This is a genomic window from Methanolinea mesophila (assembly GCF_017873855.1).
GTDB lineage: Archaea > Halobacteriota > Methanomicrobia > Methanomicrobiales > Methanospirillaceae > Methanolinea_B > Methanolinea_B mesophila.
On sequence record NZ_JAGGKR010000001.1, the window covers coordinates 2,295,644 to 2,315,377 of the forward strand.

The 19,734-nt window shown below is 59.3% G+C and carries 21 protein-coding genes and 1 tRNA gene; 12 read left to right on the forward strand and 10 right to left on the reverse strand.

The annotated features are described in order from the left end of the window. Positions 1-133: 133 nt before the first annotated feature. Positions 134-1,726 carry a helix-turn-helix domain-containing protein gene (locus tag J2741_RS11010; RefSeq protein ID WP_209675299.1) on the reverse strand — a complete coding sequence of 531 codons (1,593 nt, stop codon included), beginning with the start codon at positions 1,724-1,726 and terminating at the stop codon, positions 134-136. A gap of 148 nt (positions 1,727-1,874) precedes the next feature. Here J2741_RS11010 and J2741_RS11015 point away from each other — a divergent pair, with 148 nt between their 5' ends. The 3 genes from J2741_RS11015 (at position 1,875) to J2741_RS11025 (ending at position 4,891) form a co-directional block, all read left to right on the forward strand. Continuing rightward, entirely contained in the window at positions 1,875-3,284 is a 1,410-nt protein-coding gene (locus J2741_RS11015; RefSeq protein ID WP_209675300.1) for a phosphoadenosine phosphosulfate reductase domain-containing protein, read from the forward strand. Further along, positions 3,262-3,870, forward strand: a complete 609-nt coding sequence (gene hisH / locus J2741_RS11020; protein WP_209675301.1) for an imidazole glycerol phosphate synthase subunit HisH — start codon at positions 3,262-3,264, stop codon at positions 3,868-3,870. The genes J2741_RS11015 and hisH overlap by 23 nt, the downstream gene beginning before the upstream one ends. A 229-nt stretch (positions 3,871-4,099) precedes the next feature. After that, entirely contained in the window at positions 4,100-4,891 is a 792-nt protein-coding gene (locus J2741_RS11025; protein ID WP_209675302.1) for a hypothetical protein, read from the forward strand. A gap of 367 nt (positions 4,892-5,258) precedes the next feature. Here J2741_RS11025 and J2741_RS11030 read toward each other — a convergent pair whose 3' ends face one another. From J2741_RS11030 to J2741_RS11045, 4 genes are read right to left on the reverse strand one after another with little or no spacing between them, the layout of a single operon-like run. Then, positions 5,259-5,885, reverse strand: a complete 627-nt coding sequence (locus J2741_RS11030; protein WP_209675303.1) for an ArsR/SmtB family transcription factor — start codon at positions 5,883-5,885, stop codon at positions 5,259-5,261. Continuing rightward, positions 5,882-8,620, reverse strand: coding sequence for an alanine--tRNA ligase (gene alaS / locus J2741_RS11035; protein ID WP_209675304.1), 2,739 nt, complete (start codon positions 8,618-8,620; stop codon positions 5,882-5,884). Before alaS ends, J2741_RS11030 begins: the two co-directional genes overlap by 4 nt. 54 nt (positions 8,621-8,674) lie before the next feature. After that, on the reverse strand, positions 8,675-9,010 hold the full coding sequence (locus tag J2741_RS11040) for an SWIM zinc finger family protein (protein ID WP_209675305.1): 336 nt from the start codon (positions 9,008-9,010) through the stop codon (positions 8,675-8,677). Continuing rightward, positions 8,992-9,708, reverse strand: a complete 717-nt coding sequence (locus J2741_RS11045) for a Nif3-like dinuclear metal center hexameric protein (RefSeq protein ID WP_209675306.1) — start codon at positions 9,706-9,708, stop codon at positions 8,992-8,994. Before J2741_RS11045 ends, J2741_RS11040 begins: the two co-directional genes overlap by 19 nt. Before the next feature lie 93 nt (positions 9,709-9,801). Between J2741_RS11045 and J2741_RS11050 the strand changes: the two genes are divergently transcribed. Beyond that, positions 9,802-11,310: a homocysteine biosynthesis protein gene (locus J2741_RS11050; protein ID WP_209675307.1), complete on the forward strand. Its 1,509-nt coding sequence runs from the start codon at positions 9,802-9,804 to the stop codon at positions 11,308-11,310. Continuing rightward, positions 11,307-11,699, forward strand: a complete 393-nt coding sequence (locus J2741_RS11055; protein ID WP_209675308.1) for a 4Fe-4S binding protein — start codon at positions 11,307-11,309, stop codon at positions 11,697-11,699. The genes J2741_RS11050 and J2741_RS11055 overlap by 4 nt, the downstream gene beginning before the upstream one ends. A gap of 154 nt (positions 11,700-11,853) precedes the next feature. Here J2741_RS11055 and J2741_RS11060 read toward each other — a convergent pair whose 3' ends face one another. Beyond that, complete coding sequence (locus J2741_RS11060) at positions 11,854-12,525, reverse strand: 2'-5' RNA ligase family protein (protein ID WP_209675309.1); 672 nt, start codon at positions 12,523-12,525, stop codon at positions 11,854-11,856. A 114-nt stretch (positions 12,526-12,639) separates the two neighbouring features. Between J2741_RS11060 and J2741_RS11065 the strand changes: the two genes are divergently transcribed. After that, complete coding sequence (locus tag J2741_RS11065; RefSeq protein WP_209675670.1) at positions 12,640-13,362, forward strand: UPF0280 family protein; 723 nt, start codon at positions 12,640-12,642, stop codon at positions 13,360-13,362. Between the two features lie 153 nt (positions 13,363-13,515). On the opposite strand, the gene J2741_RS11070 is transcribed toward J2741_RS11065, so the two are convergent. Further along, complete coding sequence (locus tag J2741_RS11070; RefSeq protein WP_209675310.1) at positions 13,516-13,959, reverse strand: hypothetical protein; 444 nt, start codon at positions 13,957-13,959, stop codon at positions 13,516-13,518. Between the two features lie 106 nt (positions 13,960-14,065). Here J2741_RS11070 and J2741_RS11075 point away from each other — a divergent pair, with 106 nt between their 5' ends. From J2741_RS11075 to J2741_RS11095, 5 genes are read left to right on the forward strand one after another with little or no spacing between them, the layout of a single operon-like run. Continuing rightward, positions 14,066-14,356, forward strand: coding sequence for a MarR family transcriptional regulator (locus J2741_RS11075; protein ID WP_209675311.1), 291 nt, complete (start codon positions 14,066-14,068; stop codon positions 14,354-14,356). Then, positions 14,349-14,873 carry a tRNA (cytidine(56)-2'-O)-methyltransferase gene (locus tag J2741_RS11080; RefSeq protein ID WP_209675312.1) on the forward strand — a complete coding sequence of 175 codons (525 nt, stop codon included), beginning with the start codon at positions 14,349-14,351 and terminating at the stop codon, positions 14,871-14,873. Before J2741_RS11075 ends, J2741_RS11080 begins: the two co-directional genes overlap by 8 nt. After that, positions 14,870-15,943 carry an ATP-grasp domain-containing protein gene (locus tag J2741_RS11085; RefSeq protein WP_209675313.1) on the forward strand — a complete coding sequence of 358 codons (1,074 nt, stop codon included), beginning with the start codon at positions 14,870-14,872 and terminating at the stop codon, positions 15,941-15,943. The genes J2741_RS11080 and J2741_RS11085 overlap by 4 nt, the downstream gene beginning before the upstream one ends. 6 nt (positions 15,944-15,949) lie before the next feature. After that, positions 15,950-16,462: a transcription factor gene (locus J2741_RS11090; protein ID WP_209675314.1), complete on the forward strand. Its 513-nt coding sequence runs from the start codon at positions 15,950-15,952 to the stop codon at positions 16,460-16,462. Next, a complete protein-coding gene (locus J2741_RS11095; RefSeq protein ID WP_209675315.1) occupies positions 16,455-16,958 on the forward strand; it encodes an HDIG domain-containing metalloprotein in 504 nt (167 codons plus the stop codon). The genes J2741_RS11090 and J2741_RS11095 overlap by 8 nt, the downstream gene beginning before the upstream one ends. 33 nt (positions 16,959-16,991) lie before the next feature. On the opposite strand, the gene J2741_RS11100 is transcribed toward J2741_RS11095, so the two are convergent. After that, entirely contained in the window at positions 16,992-17,492 is a 501-nt protein-coding gene (locus J2741_RS11100; RefSeq protein WP_209675316.1) for a regulator of amino acid metabolism, contains ACT domain protein, read from the reverse strand. Between the two features lie 169 nt (positions 17,493-17,661). On the opposite strand from J2741_RS11100, the gene J2741_RS11105 reads away from it, so the two are divergent. Then, positions 17,662-17,746: transfer RNA gene (locus J2741_RS11105), tRNA-Leu, on the forward strand. 165 nt (positions 17,747-17,911) lie between these two features. Here J2741_RS11105 and J2741_RS11110 read toward each other — a convergent pair. Continuing rightward, a complete protein-coding gene (locus J2741_RS11110; protein WP_342452263.1) occupies positions 17,912-18,781 on the reverse strand; it encodes a methanogenesis marker 8 protein in 870 nt (289 codons plus the stop codon). A gap of 5 nt (positions 18,782-18,786) precedes the next feature. Further along, a complete protein-coding gene (locus J2741_RS11115; RefSeq protein WP_209675317.1) occupies positions 18,787-19,692 on the reverse strand; it encodes a hypothetical protein in 906 nt (301 codons plus the stop codon). Between the last annotated feature and the right edge of the window lie 42 nt (positions 19,693-19,734).

The window sequence follows — 19,734 nt, forward strand, 5'->3', positions numbered from 1 at the left end:
GTGTCACAAGGAATATCTGTACCCTATATCTTAAACCATCCCTTTTGCATCGGGGAAAATCACGCGTTAATCATAGGCAATTTAAAAACAGAGGCTAATTTTTGAGGATATTGCGTGTTTCCTGTTCACCCGTTCAGGAGCCGGAACAGGCTCCCTGCAGGTGTTCGGGGAACTCCAGGCGGAGCGGGGACCCTGGGATACATACATCCGCTCCAAGTTCGCAGCGAAGGAACTTCCCTTCTTTTCTCGTCACGATCAGGCCTTCCCGTACGAGAGTTGCGAGGTGCCTGCTGACGGTAGGACCCGCAATTCCCAGGTACTCAGCGATATCCTGCCGGGTTGCACCGTGGTGGGTGGCGACGTAACGAAGGATCTCGCCCGAAGTCCCCTTCTCCAGGTGGTGTATGACCATCTGGTCCCTCCTCGAGAAGAGCCCGTGGTTCTGGAAGTATCGTGTGTTGCCGTCTGCCGACAGCACGGTGATCTTATGGGATGAGGCCAGTTGCCTGAGATGATACCTTGTTGTCTCGCGGTTCATCCCGCACGCCCCGGTGACCCCGTTCAGGTCGGTTCCCGGGTGCTGGCATATATGGTCGTAGATCCTTTTCCGCGAGGGGTTCGCGAGGACGTTCTTCCCGAAGATCCTCCGGTATCCCAGGGGGATAAGCGGCGGGAACACCAGGGGGAACGCAGCCGGAACCGCGGGGGTATCCCCCGTCGTTTCGATCGTCGCATGCTGCCAGGAACGCGGCCGGGGAGTCCTCCTCTGATCTTCCTGTGCCTGCGGGGCAGGCGACATGACCGTCCCCGCGGGGTTAGGTCCGTAGGGAATATGCCCGAAGGGGACTTCACCGTAGGGGACGTGGCCCGGCGGGACAGCAGGCCCGCCGTTCATGCCGCCCGGTCCTCTTCCCTTCGTTTCCGATGGGCCGCGAGGAATATCCCTCGCATATGCCTCTCCATCGGTTATCGTCCCCTCCAGGGAGTAGGACCACCCCGGGGTAAAACCGGACTCCGGGGAGCGGCCGGCTGAGGCCCTGCTCTCCGCTCCTGAAAGTCCGGCTCCACCCGTTCCCGCGTCGCCGGCCCTTGCCTGCCCCCGGGCTCCGGATCCTTCCGTGGCGGCCCCCTTCTCGCCCGCAGGATCCATCCCCTGCGGGCCTTCCGGCGAACGTGCCGATCCTTGCGCGCCCTGCTGCGGAACCCTTGCCACCTGGCCGGTCCCGGCCGGATTGTCTCCATACCCGCCGGATATCCCCGTAAACCCGGGGTTCCTCCCGGAGCCGGTGGCGGATCCGTCAATGGTGGGCAATCCCTCGCTGCTGCCCCCCTGTCCTGTGCCTGCGGGTGCGGGTGCCGCCTCTGCGGTCGATCCTGAATATTCCGTCTGCCCGGACCAGGCAGAAGCGACAGATGAGGGAGCGGAGACCTCCCCTTCATCCGCCCCTCCGGCCGGACCCTGGGGAACTGCATCGGAGTTCCGGGAGAAGGCCCCTTCATCCCGGCTCCCTCCCTGGCCCACGGAAACGGCATCCCCGGAAACTGGCGAGCCATACGATCCCTGTGAATCGGCTCCTTCAATGGATTGACTTCCGGCCCCCGCAACATCCTCCCCGGGGCCTGAATTTCCTCCACCGGCGGATCCGCCTCCCGCAAGGACCGGGGCTACGAGGAACAACACCAGAATTGCGGCGAGGACCGGCCAATGAACACGGGGGGAGGTCATGGTCGGATCAATCTTTGGAGGGGTGTAATAAATTATTATTGACCCTGACAGCTCCATGTTCGAAAAGAACGGTCATAAGGTCGCGGTTATCGGGCCCGTGCTATCACCCTTTCCTATTTATGGGATACACAACAATATTTCGGGGTAAATGCGCCCTTCTTATCTCGGAAAGATCCTCCTCCGCTGGTGCGATACCTGCCATGTCCCCGTGCTCTCGGAGCGGTGCGGGTGCGGGGCGCCGACCCGGGAGGTGAAAGTCACCCCTCCAGGGGACGCACGCCCGGCATTCCCGTCTGATATCGCCCGCATCAACCGGATATTCGAGGATCATTTCGGGAGCACCCTCATCCCCCCCGGGCACCTCGTACTCCTGAACAAAGTCCCCGACCCCGACCGGATGGAAGAGATAGTCCTCGGCGGCGCGGTGGTGGGTTCGATCCGCTACATCCCGGAGGAGAAGCGATGGGAACCCATCCCCAGGCCGGAAGCATCGGTGTTCATGACCCCGGAAAAACGGTTCGTGGTGGTGGATGACGGTGCGGTGGAGTCGATCCGGGAGGAAGGAGCGAGCGTCCTGGCCCCGGGACTTGCAGAAATAGACGATTCGGTTCGGAAGGGCGATGAGGTGTTCATTCTCGACCGGAATGGAGGATGTGCCGGGGTGGGAAGGGCCAAGACCGATGCAGAGGCCGCCAGGCGTATGGAGCGGGGTTCGATCGTCCGCACCAGGAAGAACGTACGTTCCCCCGCAGTCCCGGGCTGTGCCACCTGGGAGGACGCGGTCGAGGCGAACAGGGAGGTGATCGATGAAGCGGAATGGCTCGCAGTAAAGTTCGTGAGCGACATCGCAGGCCGGTACGATCTGCCAGCGACGATCTCCTACTCGGGCGGAAAAGACAGCCTGGCGACGCTGCTGGTGGTGAGAAAGGCGATCGGCAACGTTCCGCTCATATTTGTCGACACCGGGCTCGAGTTCCCGGAGACCTACGAGAACGTCGAGGCCGCACGGAAGGAGTACGGGCTCGAGGTGATCAGGGCCTCGGGCGAAGCGGCATTCTGGGAGACCTTCGAACGGCAGGGACCCCCTGCGGTGGACTACCGCTGGTGCTGCGGGGTGTGCAAACTCGAACCGGTCAGGGGCCTGATACGGGGCGAATGGGGAGAATGCCTCTCTTTTATCGGTCAGAGAAAGTACGAATCGGCGAAGCGCATGAAGAGCGAGCGCGTGTGGAGGAACTCCAGGGTGAAGAACCAGATCTCGGCCGCACCGATACAGCACTGGACCGCGCTCCACGTGTGGCTCTATATCTTTCGGGAGAAGGCCCCTTACAATCCGCTTTATACTCTGGGTCTGGACCGTATCGGCTGTTTTATGTGCCCATCGAGCGATCTTGCCGTGATGGAGGAGATCGCGGAACGTTATCCGGACTTGTGGGAGACCTGGACGGAACGGCTCGAAAAGTGGCGGGTTTCACAGAATCTTCCCGAGGAATGGGTGAATGAAGGCAGGTGGAGGATGAGGGGGCGGGTGACGGATGAAGAAGATTATTATTATTGACTACGGCCTCGGGAACCTTCGGAGCGTCTACCGCGGCCTCGAGAAATCGGGTGCCGCTCCCCTGATATCCTCCGATCCCGGGGAGATCGGCGCCGCGGAGGGGATAGTCCTTCCAGGGGTGGGAGCCTTCCGGGACGGCATGGAACAGCTCGGCGAAATGAAGGAGACCCTGCTTGAGACCGCAGGAAAGGTCCCGGTTCTCGGCATCTGCCTCGGGATGCAGATGCTCCTCGACTGGAGCGAAGAGCACGGTATGCACCGTGGGCTCTCGCTCATCCCCGGTACGGTCAGGCGTTTTCCCCGGAAAAAGGGGTACAAAATCCCCCACATGGGATGGAACTCGCTCCGGTGCGCACGCGACGGCGACCCCCTGCTCGAGGGACTTACCGGAGGGGAGTACGTATACTTCGTCCATTCTTTTTATGCCGACCCTGACCCGGGCTATTCGGTGGCTACCACGGACTATATCTGCAACTTCTCGTCCGTGATCGGAAAGGGCCGGGTGTACGGTGTCCAGTTCCACCCGGAGAAGAGCGGGTCGGTGGGGATACGGATCCTGAAAAATTTCATTGATATGGTAGAGTAAAGTCGCAGGGATTTGTACCGGGGGACCGGGATGGCGGCGACCACTGCGAACATCTCCGATATATCGTCAGTTATCCGGGAGCGAGGAAGTCGTTGACCGCCGGTCCGGATGAGGATAACCGGCAGATTCAGGGATCGACCTTCAGAAATCAATGATATAACTCATATCCTCTATATCCGGTGAGAACAGCTCCACAAACATATTCCCTCCCCGGGTCCCAGATTGAGCTATGAAAAAAGTAGGTCTGGCAGTAATCCTTCTTATCCTCCTTGTTGCGGGAGCACAGGCGTACCTGGTCACCATCGATGCCCCCGTAACGGTTCAGGCCGGCGCCCCGCTCGTGGTGACGGGCACTACCACGTTCCCGGTCGGCACCCTCATCGATATCGTAATCTACCCCACGGAGTTTGCGGTTCCCTCCGAGATCGCCAGGAAGACCGTCGTCGTGGACGAGACGAAATCGTTCATGGTCACGTTCCCCACCACCGACCTCCAGGCCGGCCAGTACAAGGTCGAGGCCCAGCTCGCCCCTGACCTCACCAGCAGCCTGGGAAGCGGGTCGGTCCTTTGGAAACTTGTGCAGGTCGTGGACCGGTCGAAGGAGATCGTGCTGACTGTCCCGAAAGACCAGGACCTTCACAATGCCCTGATGATCGAGGGGCACCTGGTCGATTCGGGCGTTACGACGCTCACGCTCGATGTCACCGGACCGAAGGACTTTGCCATCCCTCCGGTGAACATCAGGACCACCACTCAGATGGGCCAGAAGGACGGGTATTTCTCGACAAAGATCAACGTGTCCGACCCGGGAAATTACTATGTCTCCTTCTACGACCCCAAAGGCTTCATGGCGACGATCAAGTTCTCGGTCTTTGAACCGCAAATGACCACTCCGTCAACCGAAGCGACGACGGTTGCACCGGAAACGAGCGCCGGTACCACCAGCATCCCTCTCGGCGGGCTGGTCGCCCTGGCAGCGATCGGTGCGGCGTGTGCGGTGTTCCTGGTAAAGAGACGATAAATAGAGAAACACTCCACTTTTTGTCCGGTCCATTTGGATTTGTTTCGTCCGGTCCGGTGATGCGGGGCTTACGCCGGACCTCTTCGGGAAGACCCTCTGCCGGGATTGATAAAAACAAATTTTCCGCCTGAATGAAATCCTTTTTCCGTCTTTCTCCGGAATATTATATAAAATAATTTTCCGGGTCGGGAATTGCCAGATGGATCAGACTTTCCGTCTATGAATGTCCCGGGCTCTGCACCGCTGCCACGGCGCCATAACAGGATATGCCCGATTTGTCGTATTTCCCCCCCGGTCCGGTCCCGTGCAGGCTAAATAAACAACGTAGTACTCCGGAAAAGTAAAAAAATGGGTTTGAAGAGGGCGGTTATTTATTCTTCCGCCATAGGTACGCTTCGTAGACCGCCAGCATCAGGATAACCAGGCATCCTCCGAGGAAGAAGGCGAGGACCGGGTCGAACGACGGGGCCGGCGGTGCGAACGCTCTTTGGGCGACCTCGGAGGTGGGGGCGGGGGCGGACATGATCCCGACGGACTTTTGCTCCTGCACGAAGCTCCCGTCATTCACCCCGCCACCCCCGCCGGTGGGTCCCGAGACCGCGGGGCCGAGCAGGGGGAGGTAGAAAAACCCCGCGAGGGATATCAGCGCCACGATCGCGAACAGGGACGCATATTTGAGGAGGAGCGACCGGATATTCTGCATTTTCGGTGCGACGATGAGGAGCTGGTCCCGCAGTGCATAGACCTTGATCTCCCTCCCCTTGATGCTGTACTTGGTCTCCACTACCTCCACAAGTCCTGCATCGAGCAGGTTTTCCAGGTGGTATTTCACCGTGCTCATGGGGAGGTCGAGGGACCCGGTAATATCGGTGGCGGTCTGGTGCCCGTCCCCGAGCAGGTGAAGGATATCGTTCGCGGTGCTGCTCGAGATGGCCTTCGCGATCTTCTGGGCCCGGGAGTCGCCGGGCGACAGGATGATGACTTCTTCACTCATTGCAACGCTGCCAGGATCCTGTCCCTGCCGACCCTGATGGCCAGGTCGACCTTGTCGATCTCGGGCCCCCCTCCCTGGGCCATGGTCTTCGATCCCCCGCCTTTACCCCCGAGCAACCCGCAGACCTGGCCGATGACTTCCCCCGCATCGACGTTCTCGGTCCCGGACATGAGCACCACGTGGGCCCTTTCGGAACCTCCGGCGAGGAGGGCGACCCCGCCCTGTCCGGAGACCGATGCTGCCAGCGCCGCCATGTCACGCGGGGGGAGATCGATGCGTTTCACGACCACCGGGACACCGTTGATCATCTCGGGCTCGATAGTCTTCACTTCGAGGTCGACCACCTGCTGGGAAAGCCGCTCGATCTTTTTCTTCTGGTCCTTCCACTCGGTGAAGAACCGGGCCACCGTCGGGGGAAGGTTCTCCTGCTGGACAGAAAGGATCTCGGCGGACTCGGCGACGATCTTCTCCAGCGAGTGGCTGTACTCCAGGGCGGCAATCCCGGCCGCAAACTCAAGCCGCTCGATTCCGTCCTGGATATGCTCCACCCGGATGATCTTGATCAGCCCGATCTCCCCGGTCATCCGGCAGTGGGTGCCGGCACAGGCCTCGACGTCCCCGCCGACCTGCACGACCCGGATCTCCCTCCCCGGGGGGACGCCTCCCTGATAAAGGGCGAATCCGTAGGTCTGCTCGGCCTTCACTCTGTCCTCGAAACTCACGTCCACGGGCTGGTCGGCCATGACCATCCGGTTTGCGTCGATCTCGATCCGGTGGAGTTCTTCGGGAGTGATATGCTTGTAATGCCGGATATCCAGGCGCGAACTTTCAGGCCCCTTCTGTGCCCCCGCCTGGTGGATGTGTGCCCCGAGCACGTCCTTGCTCGCCTTGAGAAGGAGGTGGGTGGCCGTGTGGTGCCGCATCAGGGACCACCGCCGCTCTTCGTCGACGATCCCCTTGACCCGGTCACCGCGCCGGAGCACGCCGCCGGTGATATGGTGGAGTATCACCTCGCCGATCTTCTGCACGTCGTCGACCCTCACCATGTTCTCGGCCCCGATGAGCATCCCGGTGTCTGCAGGCTGTCCTCCGCCCTCGGGATAGTAGAGCGTCTGGTCGAGAACCACGTAGCTCTCGAAGGCGTCGATCACCATCGCGTCGAATTCCATGTCGCAGGTCTGCTCGTAGTAGAGCCTCCTTGTGACCGGGAGGCCCGCGATCCGTTCGCGGAATTTTGCGAAGGGGTCTTCAACCTCTTCCCGGCCGCTCTCCGAGTGCATGTCGGCGATGAGGGAATAGAAATTGTCCGGGAGTTCCACCACCGCGCCCTCCGCCACCGCGACCTCCTTGATGATCTCGGGAGGGATCCCATGGGAGTCATAGAGGGTGATCACCTCGCGGAGCGGCACCCTTTCGCTTTTGCTCTTGTAGTTCCGGGCGATCTTCTGGACGATCTTCGTCCCGCGGGCCATGGTCTGGTTATATTTCTCCACCTCCCGCTCGATGATCTCTCTCATGATCACCACGTCCTGCTCGAACGACCCGGTACCGATGATCCGCATCTGCTCTTCGACCAGGTCTGCAAGAGGCTCCTGAACTTTGAGGTCGTTCATCATGCGAAGCGTCCGGCGAAGTACGAGCCTGGCCAGGTATCCTTCACGCACATTCGAGGGGACGATGAGGTCCCCGAGCATATAGGCCAGACACCGGGAATGGTCGACTACCGAGTAGACCTTCTCGATGGGGGTGATCATCCGGTCGAGTTTCTCGATCGGGACGTCGATCGCGGTGGCGACCTTCTTCCGGAGCTGGTAGAGGTTCGTTCCGGATATGTCCATAACCCCGGCGAACTTGGCCGAGAGCGCGAGAATCTTGGTGTACTCGACATTGTCGAGCATGTGCTCCATACCTGCGGATTCCATGACCCGCGAGACCATCTCCGGAAAGACCGCATCGTAGATGGTAGGGGATCCTTTCGATGCCCATACGAACCGTTCGAGCCCGTACCCGGTATCCACGATGTAGTTGCTCATGGGATAGTAGGTCTCTCCGTTGAGGTCGACCCCCGGTTTCTGGGTTTTTTTCCGGCCGAGGTTCATGAACACGAGCGTGGCGACCTCGAGCCCCCCGATCAGCACTTCCAGGCTCGGTCCCGCGTTTCCTCCTCCGATCCAGGGGTGTTCCTTATAGGTTACCTTGTCGAGATCACCCCCAATCGAGGCGATGAACTGTTCACAGAGCTCGACGGTGCGGTCTTTCCAGTAGATCTCCTCAAGGTCCGAGTTGAAGGCGTGGTGGGCCATCATCTCGAAAAGGGTGAGATGCCGCCCCGATCGTCCGACAGAATCGAGGTCGTTCAACCTGATGCAGGGTTGGGAGATCGTCAGCGGGTTCGCCGGCGGGGGGACGATGCCGCCGGTTACATAAGGCTGGAAGTCGGCAATCGAAGCAATGGTGAGATAGATGTCGTCCCTCCAGCGGGCGACGACAGGATAGCGTTCAATCCTCGTATGGCCGTTTCGTTCGAAGAACGAGAGGAACGCCTCCCGCATCTCGTCCACGGAATGGCGGCGGAACACGGGATTCCCGATAAAATTATAGGTCTCGCAGGGCGCGTCGCCGCAGATCTCCTGGTCCGGGTTCCGGGTCCAGAATGCAGCCCCGCATTTCCTGCACTGTTTCCGTATCAGGCCTTGTGTCTGAAAATATTCCAGCCGATATTCATCTTCCAGCATCTTGAACCACGTGATACCAGATTATTCGGTTTCGGAACGATAAAAGACTGTTTATCAGGGGTGTTTGCCCCCCGTCCATCGTTCCTGGTACCACCGTTGTACCGGGACGTCACGGCCGGTGCAGCAGGCGATCATGACCGCAAGAATATGCCAGCAGGTCCCCCCGCGGAAAACGAAGTCGCGGCAGGTGCAGAACTCCTCGTCCACGATGTATTCCCCCGATCCCCCCTCGACCACGTAAAAATCCAGGTACCGGAGGACTCTTCCCTCATTCACCGCATCGATCGCCTTCCTTCCGCGGCTCTTCCAGACATCAAGGATCTTTTCCTCCAGTGCAGGCGTGAGAGATTTTTCCCTGCAGATGGTCTCAACTAGTTCCCGGAAGTCCATAGCGAGAGAGCGGGAGGGTCGTCGATATAGTTCCACCCGAACCTGCGGGCGAGTTCCCGCATGGCCGGTGCTTCCAGCGAGTAATGGGTCGCCTCGATGAGGGGGATCGGGGCGGCACGGGCCACCGAATGCTTCAGTTCGGCAGAGAGGAAGGCATCCGCGCCCTGTTCGTATGCTTCCCGTATCAGGAGTGGGTCAAACCCGCTCCCCCCGACGACCGCCAGGCGGGACACTGTCTCAAGCTCGCCCCACACCCGGAGCGGCACCCCGAGCAGACCGGAGATTTCGGAGATCGATAGAGGACAATCCCCCACCAGGCCCAGGCTGAGTGGAATGATATCCGAAAGCCGGAGCATCTCCGCCAGCACGTCGTTCACCCCCCCGGGGGCGTGGTCGAAGTTCGTGTGCAGGACGTACACATTCATTCCTGATCTGAGCACCCCCCGTAGAAACGCCGCGAGATCGCCGTCTATCTTCGTTACCGGGGCCCAGATGGGAGTGTGATGGACCACAAGCATGTCCGTACCGTCAAGAAGCGCCTTCTCCACCACCCGCGGGCTCGCATCCAGCGCACAATATATCGATCCGGTCTCTTCCCTGCCCTCCACAACCAGCCCGATCCTGCCCGCATCGAACTCTTCCGCAAGCTCGGGAGGGGCTAAGGCCTCCAGATGCCGGATTACGGCCTCCCTTTCCATGGAAGGATATGTGGTGCGGTGAGGTAAAAGAGCACTTATTACTGCAAGTAATAAACACTACCTATAAATATTCATATAAAAATATACCATGGTATGGACAAGTCCATCGATCTGATCAATCAGAGGATCAGGGACGGGAATGCGCGGGTGGTGACCGCAGAAGAGATGCCTGCCCTTGTATCCGAACTGGGGGAGGAGGGGGCGCTTGCCGAGGTTGACGTGGTGACGACAGGGACCTTCGGCGCGATGTGCTCCTCGGGGACCTTCCTCAACTTCGGGCATGCGGATCCACCCATCAGGATGGAGAGAGTCTGGCTCAACGACGTGGAGGCATATGCGGGGCTCGCCGCGGTGGACGCCTATATCGGGGCAACCCAGGAGTCAACCACCCGGGAGGACCAGTACGGCGGGGCTCACGTTATCGAGGATTTTATCGCCGGAAAGTCCGTTGAGCTCAGGGCGATCTCCCGCGGAACCGATTGTTATCCGCGAAGGACCATAAATACCGAGCTGCGCCTGGAGAACCTCAACCAGGCGATCATGGTGAACCCACGGAATGCATACCAGCGGTATAACGCGGCGTCGAACAGCACCGATCGTACCATGTTCACCTACATGGGAATGCTTCTCCCAAACCACGGAAACGTGACCTACTCGGGAGCGGGACTTCTGAACCCCATCTCGAACGACCCGGGGTTCCGGCTGATCGGGAGTGGCGTCCCTGTCTTCCTCGGCGGGGGTAAGGGGATGGTGGTCGGAGAAGGGACCCAGCACTCCCCGGGGTCAGGGTTCGGGACGCTGATGGTGACCTGTGACGTTAAGGAGATGTCTTCCGATTACCTCAGGGCGGCGACTATGCACGGCTACGGGGTAACGCTCTACGTAGGGCTTGGCATCCCCCTCCCGGTCCTTGATATCGAGACGGTGAGGAACTGCGCGGTCAGGGACGAGGACATCGCCGTGGACATTGTCGATTACGGTATTCCTGCCAGGGATCGCCCGTCGTTCCGCAAGGTCACCTATGCGGAGTTAAAAAGCGGATTCGTCGAGATCGCGGGCGAAGAGGTGCGGACCTCATCGCTCTCAAGTTATCGCAAGGCGAAGGAGGTCGCAACGGAGCTCAAGAGTTGGATCGAGAAGGGATCGATGGAGCTGGCGCTTCCAACCCGCAAAATCTCCTCGCAGAAGAAGGCCATGCCCATGAAAGAGACGGTGCATGCTCCGAGGGTACTTGATATCATGGACACACGGGTGATCTCCATCGGGGAACACGACGAGATCCGGACCGCGGCCATGAGGCTCCTGAAAGGTGAGACGAACCATCTCCCGGTGATCGATCAGGCCGGGGTGCTCGTCGGGATAGTGACTACGTACGATATCTCGAAGGCGGTCGTGAACCCGTCCAAGGGGAGTCTTGTGCGGGATATCATGAGGACGAAGGTCATCACTACCACCCCGGAGGAGCCTGTCGATGTTGCGATCCAGAAGCTGGAGAAGAACAATATCAGCGCCCTTCCCGTGGTGGACAAGGGACATCACGTCCTGGGGATGCTCACCGCGATGGACCTCTCGAAGCTTTTCGGGGGGAGGTGGCTGAAATGAAGCTCATCGTGACATTCTCCCGGAAAGCGGGGAAAAAACCGATCATCGCCCAGGTGGTGAAGGAGACAGGGGTCCTGATCAATGTCGAACGCGCCCAGATCGATTCGTCAGAGGGAGAGGCCTTAATCGACATACCTGACGAGAGCTGCGAACTGATCAGGCAGAGACTCGAGGCGCTTGGTGCATCGGTGCGAATCCTGGAGGACCAGATCGAGTTGAACGAGCAGGAATGCGTTGACTGCGGGGCGTGCATCAGCATATGCCCGCAGGAAGTATTCTCATTCGGGGAGGACTGGAAACTCCGGGTTGAGGCAAAGCGCTGTGTCCTCTGCGGCCGGTGTATCGAGATCTGCCCCCATCATGCGCTCTCCCGTAAATCCGAAGGGTGACGAAGGAGATCCTCATCTCCCTGATTTTCCCCTGATTCCGGGTCAATAACGGAACTATCCGGAATCTGCGGGGTATCGGGGATCCGGAACCTCACCCATGAGGGATAGGGTGGAGGGGATTGCAGGTAACCTTCCCGGTTTCCCTTCCTTTGAGTTAACAGGGCGTGAACAAGTCCTTTCGTTCCTTCCAGGTCTTTGTCGCGAGGTCATACTCTTTCCATAGCGCCCCGTTCCGGATCACGGCAATCCCGGAAACCTGCAGCTCTTCTGCGCCCGTATCACAGATCCGTCCGGGCACCAGGGATCTTTGCAGGCACGCGGAATGCAGGACATGCTCTCTTATCCGGAACGCAAGCGGTGCAGGCAGATTGAATGCAAGAGTGATATGGATCACTCTCTTATCCGGTTCCCGGTCGAGCCAGGTGCAGTCACCTGCATGCCGGAAAAGACAGACCGAGATCTCCCGGTATGCCGTTTTCATCTCTTCCGGGAGGATCACCTTCCAGACGACGGCCTTTCCCTTCCTCCCCTGGAGCTCGAGGAGCTCACCAAGGGAGTACGCGGTCTCATGGATATCTGCGGACGCGCCGGCAATGCAGTCGAGGATCTCCCGCTCAGTGTCAGGGTCTTCAAGGGTAAACGGTCCGAAAAGGGTGATATGGGGCATCCTCATGTCAGAGGGAGAGAGGAAGAAGGTGGTCGCCAGATCGTGCATAAGTCCGGCGATGCAGGGGTGAAGAACCCTGACAAGGATGAGATACCGGACCTCCGGGGAGCGCCGGGAGAGGAGTCTCCTCCCCACCCTCCGCACCCATCCGACTGCCATACTAACTGCCTCGCGCTCCCGGGCAAAAAAGGTTTATTGAGCTGGTTTATTCTGGTACATTCACCACACTGTTCTTCCGGGAGCATGGACAAGAGGCAGGATAAAAGCCGTGAGATCATCCGGCATCACTTCGAGTTCAGGCAGACCATTGCCACGATCCTCGCACTCGATCATGCCCACATCCGGGCCGCCAGGGAGGGAATGATCCGGGCCCGTCATGAACTGGAGGATTATATCGCAGGCGACCGGTTCTTCGCCACCACGTTCGACCCGTACCCCGTGACCCGTGCGCCGCTGATCGTGGAGAGGATGTCGTCCGCCGGCATCGAGGCGGGGGTCGGACCCATGGCTGCGGTTGCGGGGGCGATAGCCTGGGCCGGGGCGGAGGCAATGAAGGATGCGGGCGCGATATTCGGGGTTGTCGACAATGGGGGGGACATCGCACTGTTGAGCGACCGCGAACTGAAAATCGGGTTATTCGCCGGGGAATCGCCATTCAGCGGTCGTTATGCGTTCCGGGTCCCGCCCCGGAGGGAGATCCTGGGGATATGCACCTCCTCCGCAACCGTCGGCCCGTCTGTTTCGCTGGGGATGGCGGACGCGGTTACAGTCTTTTCGGATGACGTCGCCCTTGCCGACGCCTGGGCCACCTCGATCTGCAATCAGGTCACCCCCGCGGACCAGGAGGTCTTTTCCCGGCTTGACCCGGCGAGGGTCACAGGGGTGATGGTGGTTGCCGGAAGCTGGACGACCCGGTGGGGGACTGTACCCGAACTGATACCCGCGAGAGTGGAGACCGGGCTGATCACCGCGGGGCACGGACCCTACTTCCCATAACCATCCGTGGTTTCTTATCACGGCGACCCGGAACGGACATACCCGGGACCCCGGGAACAGGGACGGACCGGGGGGTGTCCCGGATTAACCCTGTAAATTCCGGTTCCGATAATGTGGGGGCTTATCCCCTGTAGTTCCGGTTCAGCCAAGGAATCAGAGCGTTTCGTCTATGAACTCCTTGGCTCTCCGGTATGCATCCTTTCCACGGAAGTTGGCCAGGATCTGGTCGTCATCGGTGACCGAGATGACCCCTCCTTCTTTATCCAGCCGAAACACCAGTTCGAGCAGTTCGATCTCGTTGATGGTAACCCCGCCGGCGAGCGAGGATGCAGGCTCGAGTTCGAGTCGCTCGCGCTCAAAATCTCCGGGATCCTCCCTGAAATAAAAATAAAAAACCTGGAAGGCATTCAGAAGGTCGGACCGGAACAATTCGTCGCGGAGATGCGGGGGGAAGCGGTCAAGTTCCTTCACAAGTGCATCCGTGTCCTCGTCGACCCTGTCCAGGAGGGCGTCCACGGTTTGGGAAAGTTCACGGTAACTGATCCTGTGCTCCTCCGGTATCCCGGCACCCCCGGGCTGTTCGGTGTCTTCGGGCATTGAATACGTGCTGGTGTCTCCGCGGCAATAATAGTTCCCCGGGAGATCGGACGGAATCAGGGGGAAGAGAATAAGCTATATTCCCGGAATTGCCGAATGAATACAGGTGAAAGAAGAGGACCAGGACTGGCTGATCTACCACCTGCTGGCGGATCCCGGCCGCGCGGGAGTGAAGGACCTTTCGGAGCGGGCGGGAATTCCGCCCGAATTGGTGGAAGAGTCCCTGCAAAGGCTGGAGCAACAGCTCCTGGTGCAGCGGAAGGGGGAAGAATATTCCGTCCTTTCCGTCCAGGAGATGATGCTACGGTGCCACTGCAGGTATGACCCGCACCTTCCTTACGAGATCGAGAATGGGGTAATAAAAATGAAGATTCGCCGGGAAGACGACCATGCCTGAGATCGCGGTACTCCGGATCGGGCACCGTCCGGAACGGGACCAGCGGGTCACCACCCATGTCGGGCTCACCGCGAGGGCCCTGGGAGCGAGAGGTATGTTCCTGGCCGCGGACGACCGGGGCGTCGCAGAGAGCATCAGAGACGTAGCAGGTCGCTGGGGCGGGGATTTTTTCGTCACCGACGGAGTGCGGTGGAAACGCTGTATCCAGGACTGGAAAGACTTGGGAGGGATAGTCGTGCACCTCACCATGTACGGGATCAACCTTCCTGACGTCGAGGCAGACCTGCGCACGAAGGATAAGATCCTGGTGGTGGTAGGGGCGGAAAAAGTACCGGGAGAACTCTACTCCCTCGCCGATTATAATGTCGCAGTAACCAACCAGCCCCATTCCGAGATCGCGGGACTCGCGGTATTCCTCGACCATCTCTTCATGGGGAAGGAACTCTCGGGTGAATTTCCCGGGGCCCGGATCCGGGTAATCCCCAGCAGGGAGGGGAAGTTCGCCGAGGAGGTATGAAACCTTCGATACTTGTTGCCGGGTTTGCCACCCGGCATGTGGCGATGTCGGCATTCGCGGCCGGGTACCGGGTCTATGCGGTGGACCATTTCCGGGACCAGGACCTCTCCTGGTATACGGCCGACACCGCGGGGTTCGAAGAACTCGGCGACCTCCCGGGAGCGATCGGGGAGATGATCGGGCGGCACCCTGTCGATTATGCGGTCCTTACCTCGGGCGCGGAATCCCTCCGGCCCGGGGTTCCGATCTGCGGGACGCCCCCCGATAAGATCCGGCGGTTCCTGGATAAGCTCACCATGCAGAATTTTTTCGGGGAACTCGGTGTCCCCACCCCCGCGCTCTCTCCGCCGGGGGTTTATCCCGCCATGCTCAAACCCCGGGAGGGTTCGGGAGGCTGGAGGAACCGTGTCGTGTTCACACGGGCTGAACAGGAGGAATGGGAAAAATTCTTTGAATATCCCGATTTCATCGCTCAGGAGGTCGTGGAAGGGCTCCCCTCCTCGGTCTGCTGCGTGAGCGACGGGATCCGCGCACGCGCCGTGGCGGTGAACGAACAATTGCTCAGGGGAGAAGAATCGGCAGCATACGGCTTTTCGGGCTCGATCACCCCTCTTGATCACCCCCTCGCACCACGCATGATGGATATTGCAGAGAAGATTGCGGGGGCATCCGGTTGCGTGGGGACGCTCGGCGTAGATTTCGTGCTCGGGGATGCCCCCCGGGTGATCGAGGTGAACCCGAGGTTCCAGGCGACCCTGGACACGGTCGAACGGGCGACCGGGGTGAACCTGTTCTCGCTCCACGCGGGGGCGTGCAGGGGAAGAATCCCGGCGGAACGCCCGAAGACCACGGGAGTCGCGGCAAGGAAGATCCTGTTCGCGGAACGGGAAACGGTGATCAGGACCGATCTCTCGAAACTGGGGCCAATTGTTGCGGACATCCCTTACCCCGGGACAGAGGTCGGGGAAGGACGGGCAATCGTCAGTGTACTCGGGTGGGGAAAGGACCGGGCCGGGGCGATGGGTATGTTGGATAAGCATATTAGCGCAGTACTGCAATATATGGGCTGAAGGGGCATGGAAGAGTTACTCAGCAATCCTGCAATACAGGCATATCTGGACCGGTTGATCGGAGAGGAGGGGATCAGCCTTCTGGAAAAATTCCCGCCGGAAGGGGAATTTTCGGACGAAGACCTTGCGTCGCAGACCGGGATCAATCTGAACTCGGTGCGGCATACCCTCTATACTCTCTATGAAAAAAGGCTGGCCGAATACAGGAGAATAAAGAATAACGAGACGGGGTGGCTCACCTACCTGTGGCACCTCCGGATGGACCTGATTTACGAGGTAATCATGGAGGATATGGAGAACGTGCTCGAGAAGCTCGAGGCACGGGAGCGCTACGAAGAGGAGAACGATTTCTATATCTGCAAGGAATGCAGCGGCATCCAGACGTTCGTTCAGGCGACCGACAGCAATTTCCAGTGTCCCATATGCGACCAGCCGCTCGAACACTTCGATAACCAGATCCTTCTCCGGGCCCTGAAAAAGAGGATAAAGGATATGAAAGAGTCCCTGGGCCATGCCTGAAGACGGGGACTGCGAAAGACTTCTCAGAGATGCGGGCTGTTCCGCGAATGTCATAGATCATTGCTCGCTGGTGGAAACGGTCTCCGTCCGCTATGCCAGATGTTCCGGGATGGCGGACACCGGGCTCGTGGCATGCGGGGCATGCCTCCACGATATCGGGAGGGGGATTACGCATTCTCTTCACCATGCGCAAATGGGGGCTGCCTACTGCAGGGATATCGGGCTCCCCGAAGAGGTGGCAAGGATCGTGGAATGCCACACCGGGGCCGGACTTTCTGCTGACGAATGCACACTGCTCGGGCTCATTCCTATCTCATGCATTCCCATTACTCTTGAAGAGCGCATAGTGGCCGCGTCGGATAACCTTGTCCGCGGGGGACGGGTGATCACGATCTACGACCGAATCGCCCGCTCGTACGCACTTTCCCGGAAGATCCGGAGGAGAATATATCATCTATGGCTGGATGTGGAACGTATCGCCGAACCGGGCGGGTAACGCTTCCCGGCGGGCTAATCCCGTTCTCCGCGTTCAAAGAATAACCTGTTTTACCTGGGGGAGATGCCGTATCTCGTCGATAACCAGGGGAGGGAGTTCCCCGTCCACGATGATCACAAGGCGCGGCTCCTCGGAGAGGTAGGGATCGGTGACGAATATCTGCCGGATGGAAAGATCGTGGCCCGATATGACCCTGACCGCCGCTCCGACGATCCCTTTCTCACCCGCATCGCGGGGATGGATTACGATCACCGAAAGGCCAAGGGATTCCGCGAGCCTGGACAGGTCGGGAGTCGCCCGCATATTGGTAAAAACCTCGCGGAGCACAGGGTGATTGAGGATTCGCTGGGCGGTCGCATCCACCACGCGCCGGTCCGTCCGGATCGCCCGGGCGATCTGGGTGGAAGGGATCTCGATACCGTTCACCGTTACACGGCCTTCGTTGTTCACCCCGAAACCGTTTTCCAGCAGGAATCTGACCACCTTGTTCTGGGAAGGCGAGTCGGAAAACTCGCGGGCAATCTCCGACCACATAGTATGATCTAGGTCGGGTGATGTTACATATACATTGGTGTCTTAATCTGCGCACCCATCGGGTCCGCCCCCCTGGGTCGTTTCTGACCGGAGAGGACCGGAGCATCTGCGCCCCAATGATAAATGGATACTTTATTTTACCTAGAACTCATTTGTATAATGGTCACGGGCGAGGGTTGCCGAGACAGGTCAAAGGCGCAGGCTTGAGGGGTCTGTCGCGCAGGCGTTCGTGGGTTCGAATCCCTCCCCTCGCATTTTCTACGATTCTTTTCGACTAAAATTGTTTACCCGGGGCAATCCAGGAGTATATCGGGGATCGGCTTCTCCCGGGCTGTACGATACATGCTGATAATTTTGGATTGCAGGTGGAATCGCGCATCATTTCTTTTTTCCGCCCCGCTTCGTAACCTGCCGTCCCTTCAGACGAGGGGGTCCGGCAGGTTACCCAAATCGAACGGAAGATCGGCCCCCATCAGGACTACAGGCTGGTCCAGGACCCTGACCTTCTCGAGGAGGAGGTCCTTTCCTGCAGGGGTCATCGCGAAGACCGGTATGGAAGAACCTGCCTGGAGAAGTGCTCTCGACCCCGCGATCTCCCGCACGAACCTCGAGGCGCAGGAGGTCACGAGATCACACGTCTCGGCATATATCAGGGCGGTTTCCTGGGAAATTCCGGTCGTATGAACCGCGATAAGGAAAGCCGAGGGATACCTGCGGCGCAGGGCCAGGGCATCATCCGCCGTGGCCAGGGTCACTCCTACTCTGCGATACCCCTTCCTGAACGCGAGAGATACTCCTTCCACCTGGTCTATCGTTCCGGCAGCGGGATCGAGGACCACTCCACCTTCGTCTTCGATCCGGGTTATGACCCCGGGATACGGAGAGGTGCTGACCAGCCCTGACATTCTCCCCCCGATCCCCTGGATAAGATGAGGGGATGAAGCAAGCACCGTCCCTGCACCATCGGCAGCAATCACAGCACAGTCGAGAACCCCGTTTGTCAACGCAAAAGAAAGCAGTTCGGATGCCCCGAAACCAACGAACTCTCCCTTCATCGTGACATGTCTCTCCGGAGTGCACAGTCCGAAGGTCTTCATGCGGTATTCGATGTTCTCCCGCACATTTTCGGGAGTGATAGGGTCAACCGGGATCCCGAACCTCCTGGCCAGGGGACAGCTTCTGATCAGCGGAGTTCCCACCTCGATGATCTTCCCGTCCCTGATAACGATCCTGCACCGGCCTATTGCTTCCATCACGTGGGTATTCCGTGTATCGGGATCGTGGGGCACTATACTCACCGGGGCCGCGTGAATAGCGCCAGAATGCCAATCGTGATCACGAGCGCGGCAAGAACCGATCCCGCGGGGAGTGGAGCGGGTGTCGGGGAGGGTGTGGGAGTTGGTGTGAGGGTGGGTGTCGGCACCGTGGTGGCGATGGTTGTCGGAGTGGGGGTCGGCGTCGGAGTGGTGGTCACGATCCGGTAGGTGTAGAGCTCCACGTTATCGAGGTATCCCTCCGCCTTGTTCTGCTGTGCATAGTCCCCTTTCGAAGTGATCGCGAGCCGGTTCAGGAACTGGAGATCCTGGCCGACCATGACATAATACCCCCATACCAGGTTCCCGCTCTCTTTCTCGGTCACCCGTATGTCGGCGTTCTGGAGGTCGTCGTTGTACCTCAATACCACATGATACGTTACGTTATCGCTGAACTCAACGGTGTCGCAGTTCTTGAGATCCCCGCAGTACGATCCGGACCAGCTGGTGACCTCATGGAGGTGGTTATTCTGATCGATGACCTTGAGCCCCATCAGGGGCCCGTATTTTCCATTCTCGAACTGGGAAAGCACGACGGTCCCCTGGGTGATATCCATCTCGTCACTGGTGATGCCGAACCGGAACGCTCCATCCTTTCTGGTGCTGACCGGGGTGACGTCAAATTCGAGGAAGAGCGAGCCGCCGTCGTACGAAACGGGAATGAACGCATACCCGTTGGTGGCTCCCTCGGTCAGGTAGTGGTATGACTGAAGGGCAGGGTCCCAGTAATAATACGAGGGGCTGTTAGTCGTCCATTCCGGACTGGTGGAAAAATCGGTCTGGTAGAGGATCACCTTCTCCGACACTCCGGCAGATTGTACCGGCAGTATGAGGGACGATGCAAGGGCCAGGAGGCATATTGCCCATAATATGGCGTTCTTTTTCATTTTCACTCCGAATATCCGATATAGAATCCGGTAGATCTGCCT

What these genes read in the sequence shown, in the direction of transcription:
- J2741_RS11080 (WP_209675312.1), top strand. Translation starts at nt 14,349, where the DNA reads ATGCCTGAGATCGCGGTACTCCGGATCGGGCACCGTCCGGAACGGGAC.
- J2741_RS11050 (WP_209675307.1), top strand. Translation starts at nt 9,802, where the DNA reads ATGGACAAGTCCATCGATCTGATCAATCAGAGGATCAGGGACGGGAAT.
- J2741_RS11115 (WP_209675317.1), bottom strand. Translation starts at nt 19,692, where the DNA reads ATGAAAAAGAACGCCATATTATGGGCAATATGCCTCCTGGCCCTTGCA.
- J2741_RS11015 (WP_209675300.1), top strand. Translation starts at nt 1,875, where the DNA reads ATGCGCCCTTCTTATCTCGGAAAGATCCTCCTCCGCTGGTGCGATACC.
- hisH (WP_209675301.1), top strand. Translation starts at nt 3,262, where the DNA reads ATGAAGAAGATTATTATTATTGACTACGGCCTCGGGAACCTTCGGAGC.
- J2741_RS11090 (WP_209675314.1), top strand. Translation starts at nt 15,950, where the DNA reads ATGGAAGAGTTACTCAGCAATCCTGCAATACAGGCATATCTGGACCGG.
- J2741_RS11085 (WP_209675313.1), top strand. Translation starts at nt 14,870, where the DNA reads ATGAAACCTTCGATACTTGTTGCCGGGTTTGCCACCCGGCATGTGGCG.
- J2741_RS11100 (WP_209675316.1), bottom strand. Translation starts at nt 17,492, where the DNA reads ATGTGGTCGGAGATTGCCCGCGAGTTTTCCGACTCGCCTTCCCAGAAC.
- J2741_RS11070 (WP_209675310.1), bottom strand. Translation starts at nt 13,959, where the DNA reads ATGCCCGAAGACACCGAACAGCCCGGGGGTGCCGGGATACCGGAGGAG.
- J2741_RS11095 (WP_209675315.1), top strand. Translation starts at nt 16,455, where the DNA reads ATGCCTGAAGACGGGGACTGCGAAAGACTTCTCAGAGATGCGGGCTGT.
- J2741_RS11025 (WP_209675302.1), top strand. Translation starts at nt 4,100, where the DNA reads ATGAAAAAAGTAGGTCTGGCAGTAATCCTTCTTATCCTCCTTGTTGCG.
- J2741_RS11040 (WP_209675305.1), bottom strand. Translation starts at nt 9,010, where the DNA reads ATGGACTTCCGGGAACTAGTTGAGACCATCTGCAGGGAAAAATCTCTC.
- J2741_RS11060 (WP_209675309.1), bottom strand. Translation starts at nt 12,525, where the DNA reads ATGGCAGTCGGATGGGTGCGGAGGGTGGGGAGGAGACTCCTCTCCCGG.
- J2741_RS11030 (WP_209675303.1), bottom strand. Translation starts at nt 5,885, where the DNA reads ATGAGTGAAGAAGTCATCATCCTGTCGCCCGGCGACTCCCGGGCCCAG.
- J2741_RS11045 (WP_209675306.1), bottom strand. Translation starts at nt 9,708, where the DNA reads ATGGAAAGGGAGGCCGTAATCCGGCATCTGGAGGCCTTAGCCCCTCCC.
- J2741_RS11055 (WP_209675308.1), top strand. Translation starts at nt 11,307, where the DNA reads ATGAAGCTCATCGTGACATTCTCCCGGAAAGCGGGGAAAAAACCGATC.
- alaS (WP_209675304.1), bottom strand. Translation starts at nt 8,620, where the DNA reads ATGCTGGAAGATGAATATCGGCTGGAATATTTTCAGACACAAGGCCTG.
- J2741_RS11010 (WP_209675299.1), bottom strand. Translation starts at nt 1,726, where the DNA reads ATGACCTCCCCCCGTGTTCATTGGCCGGTCCTCGCCGCAATTCTGGTG.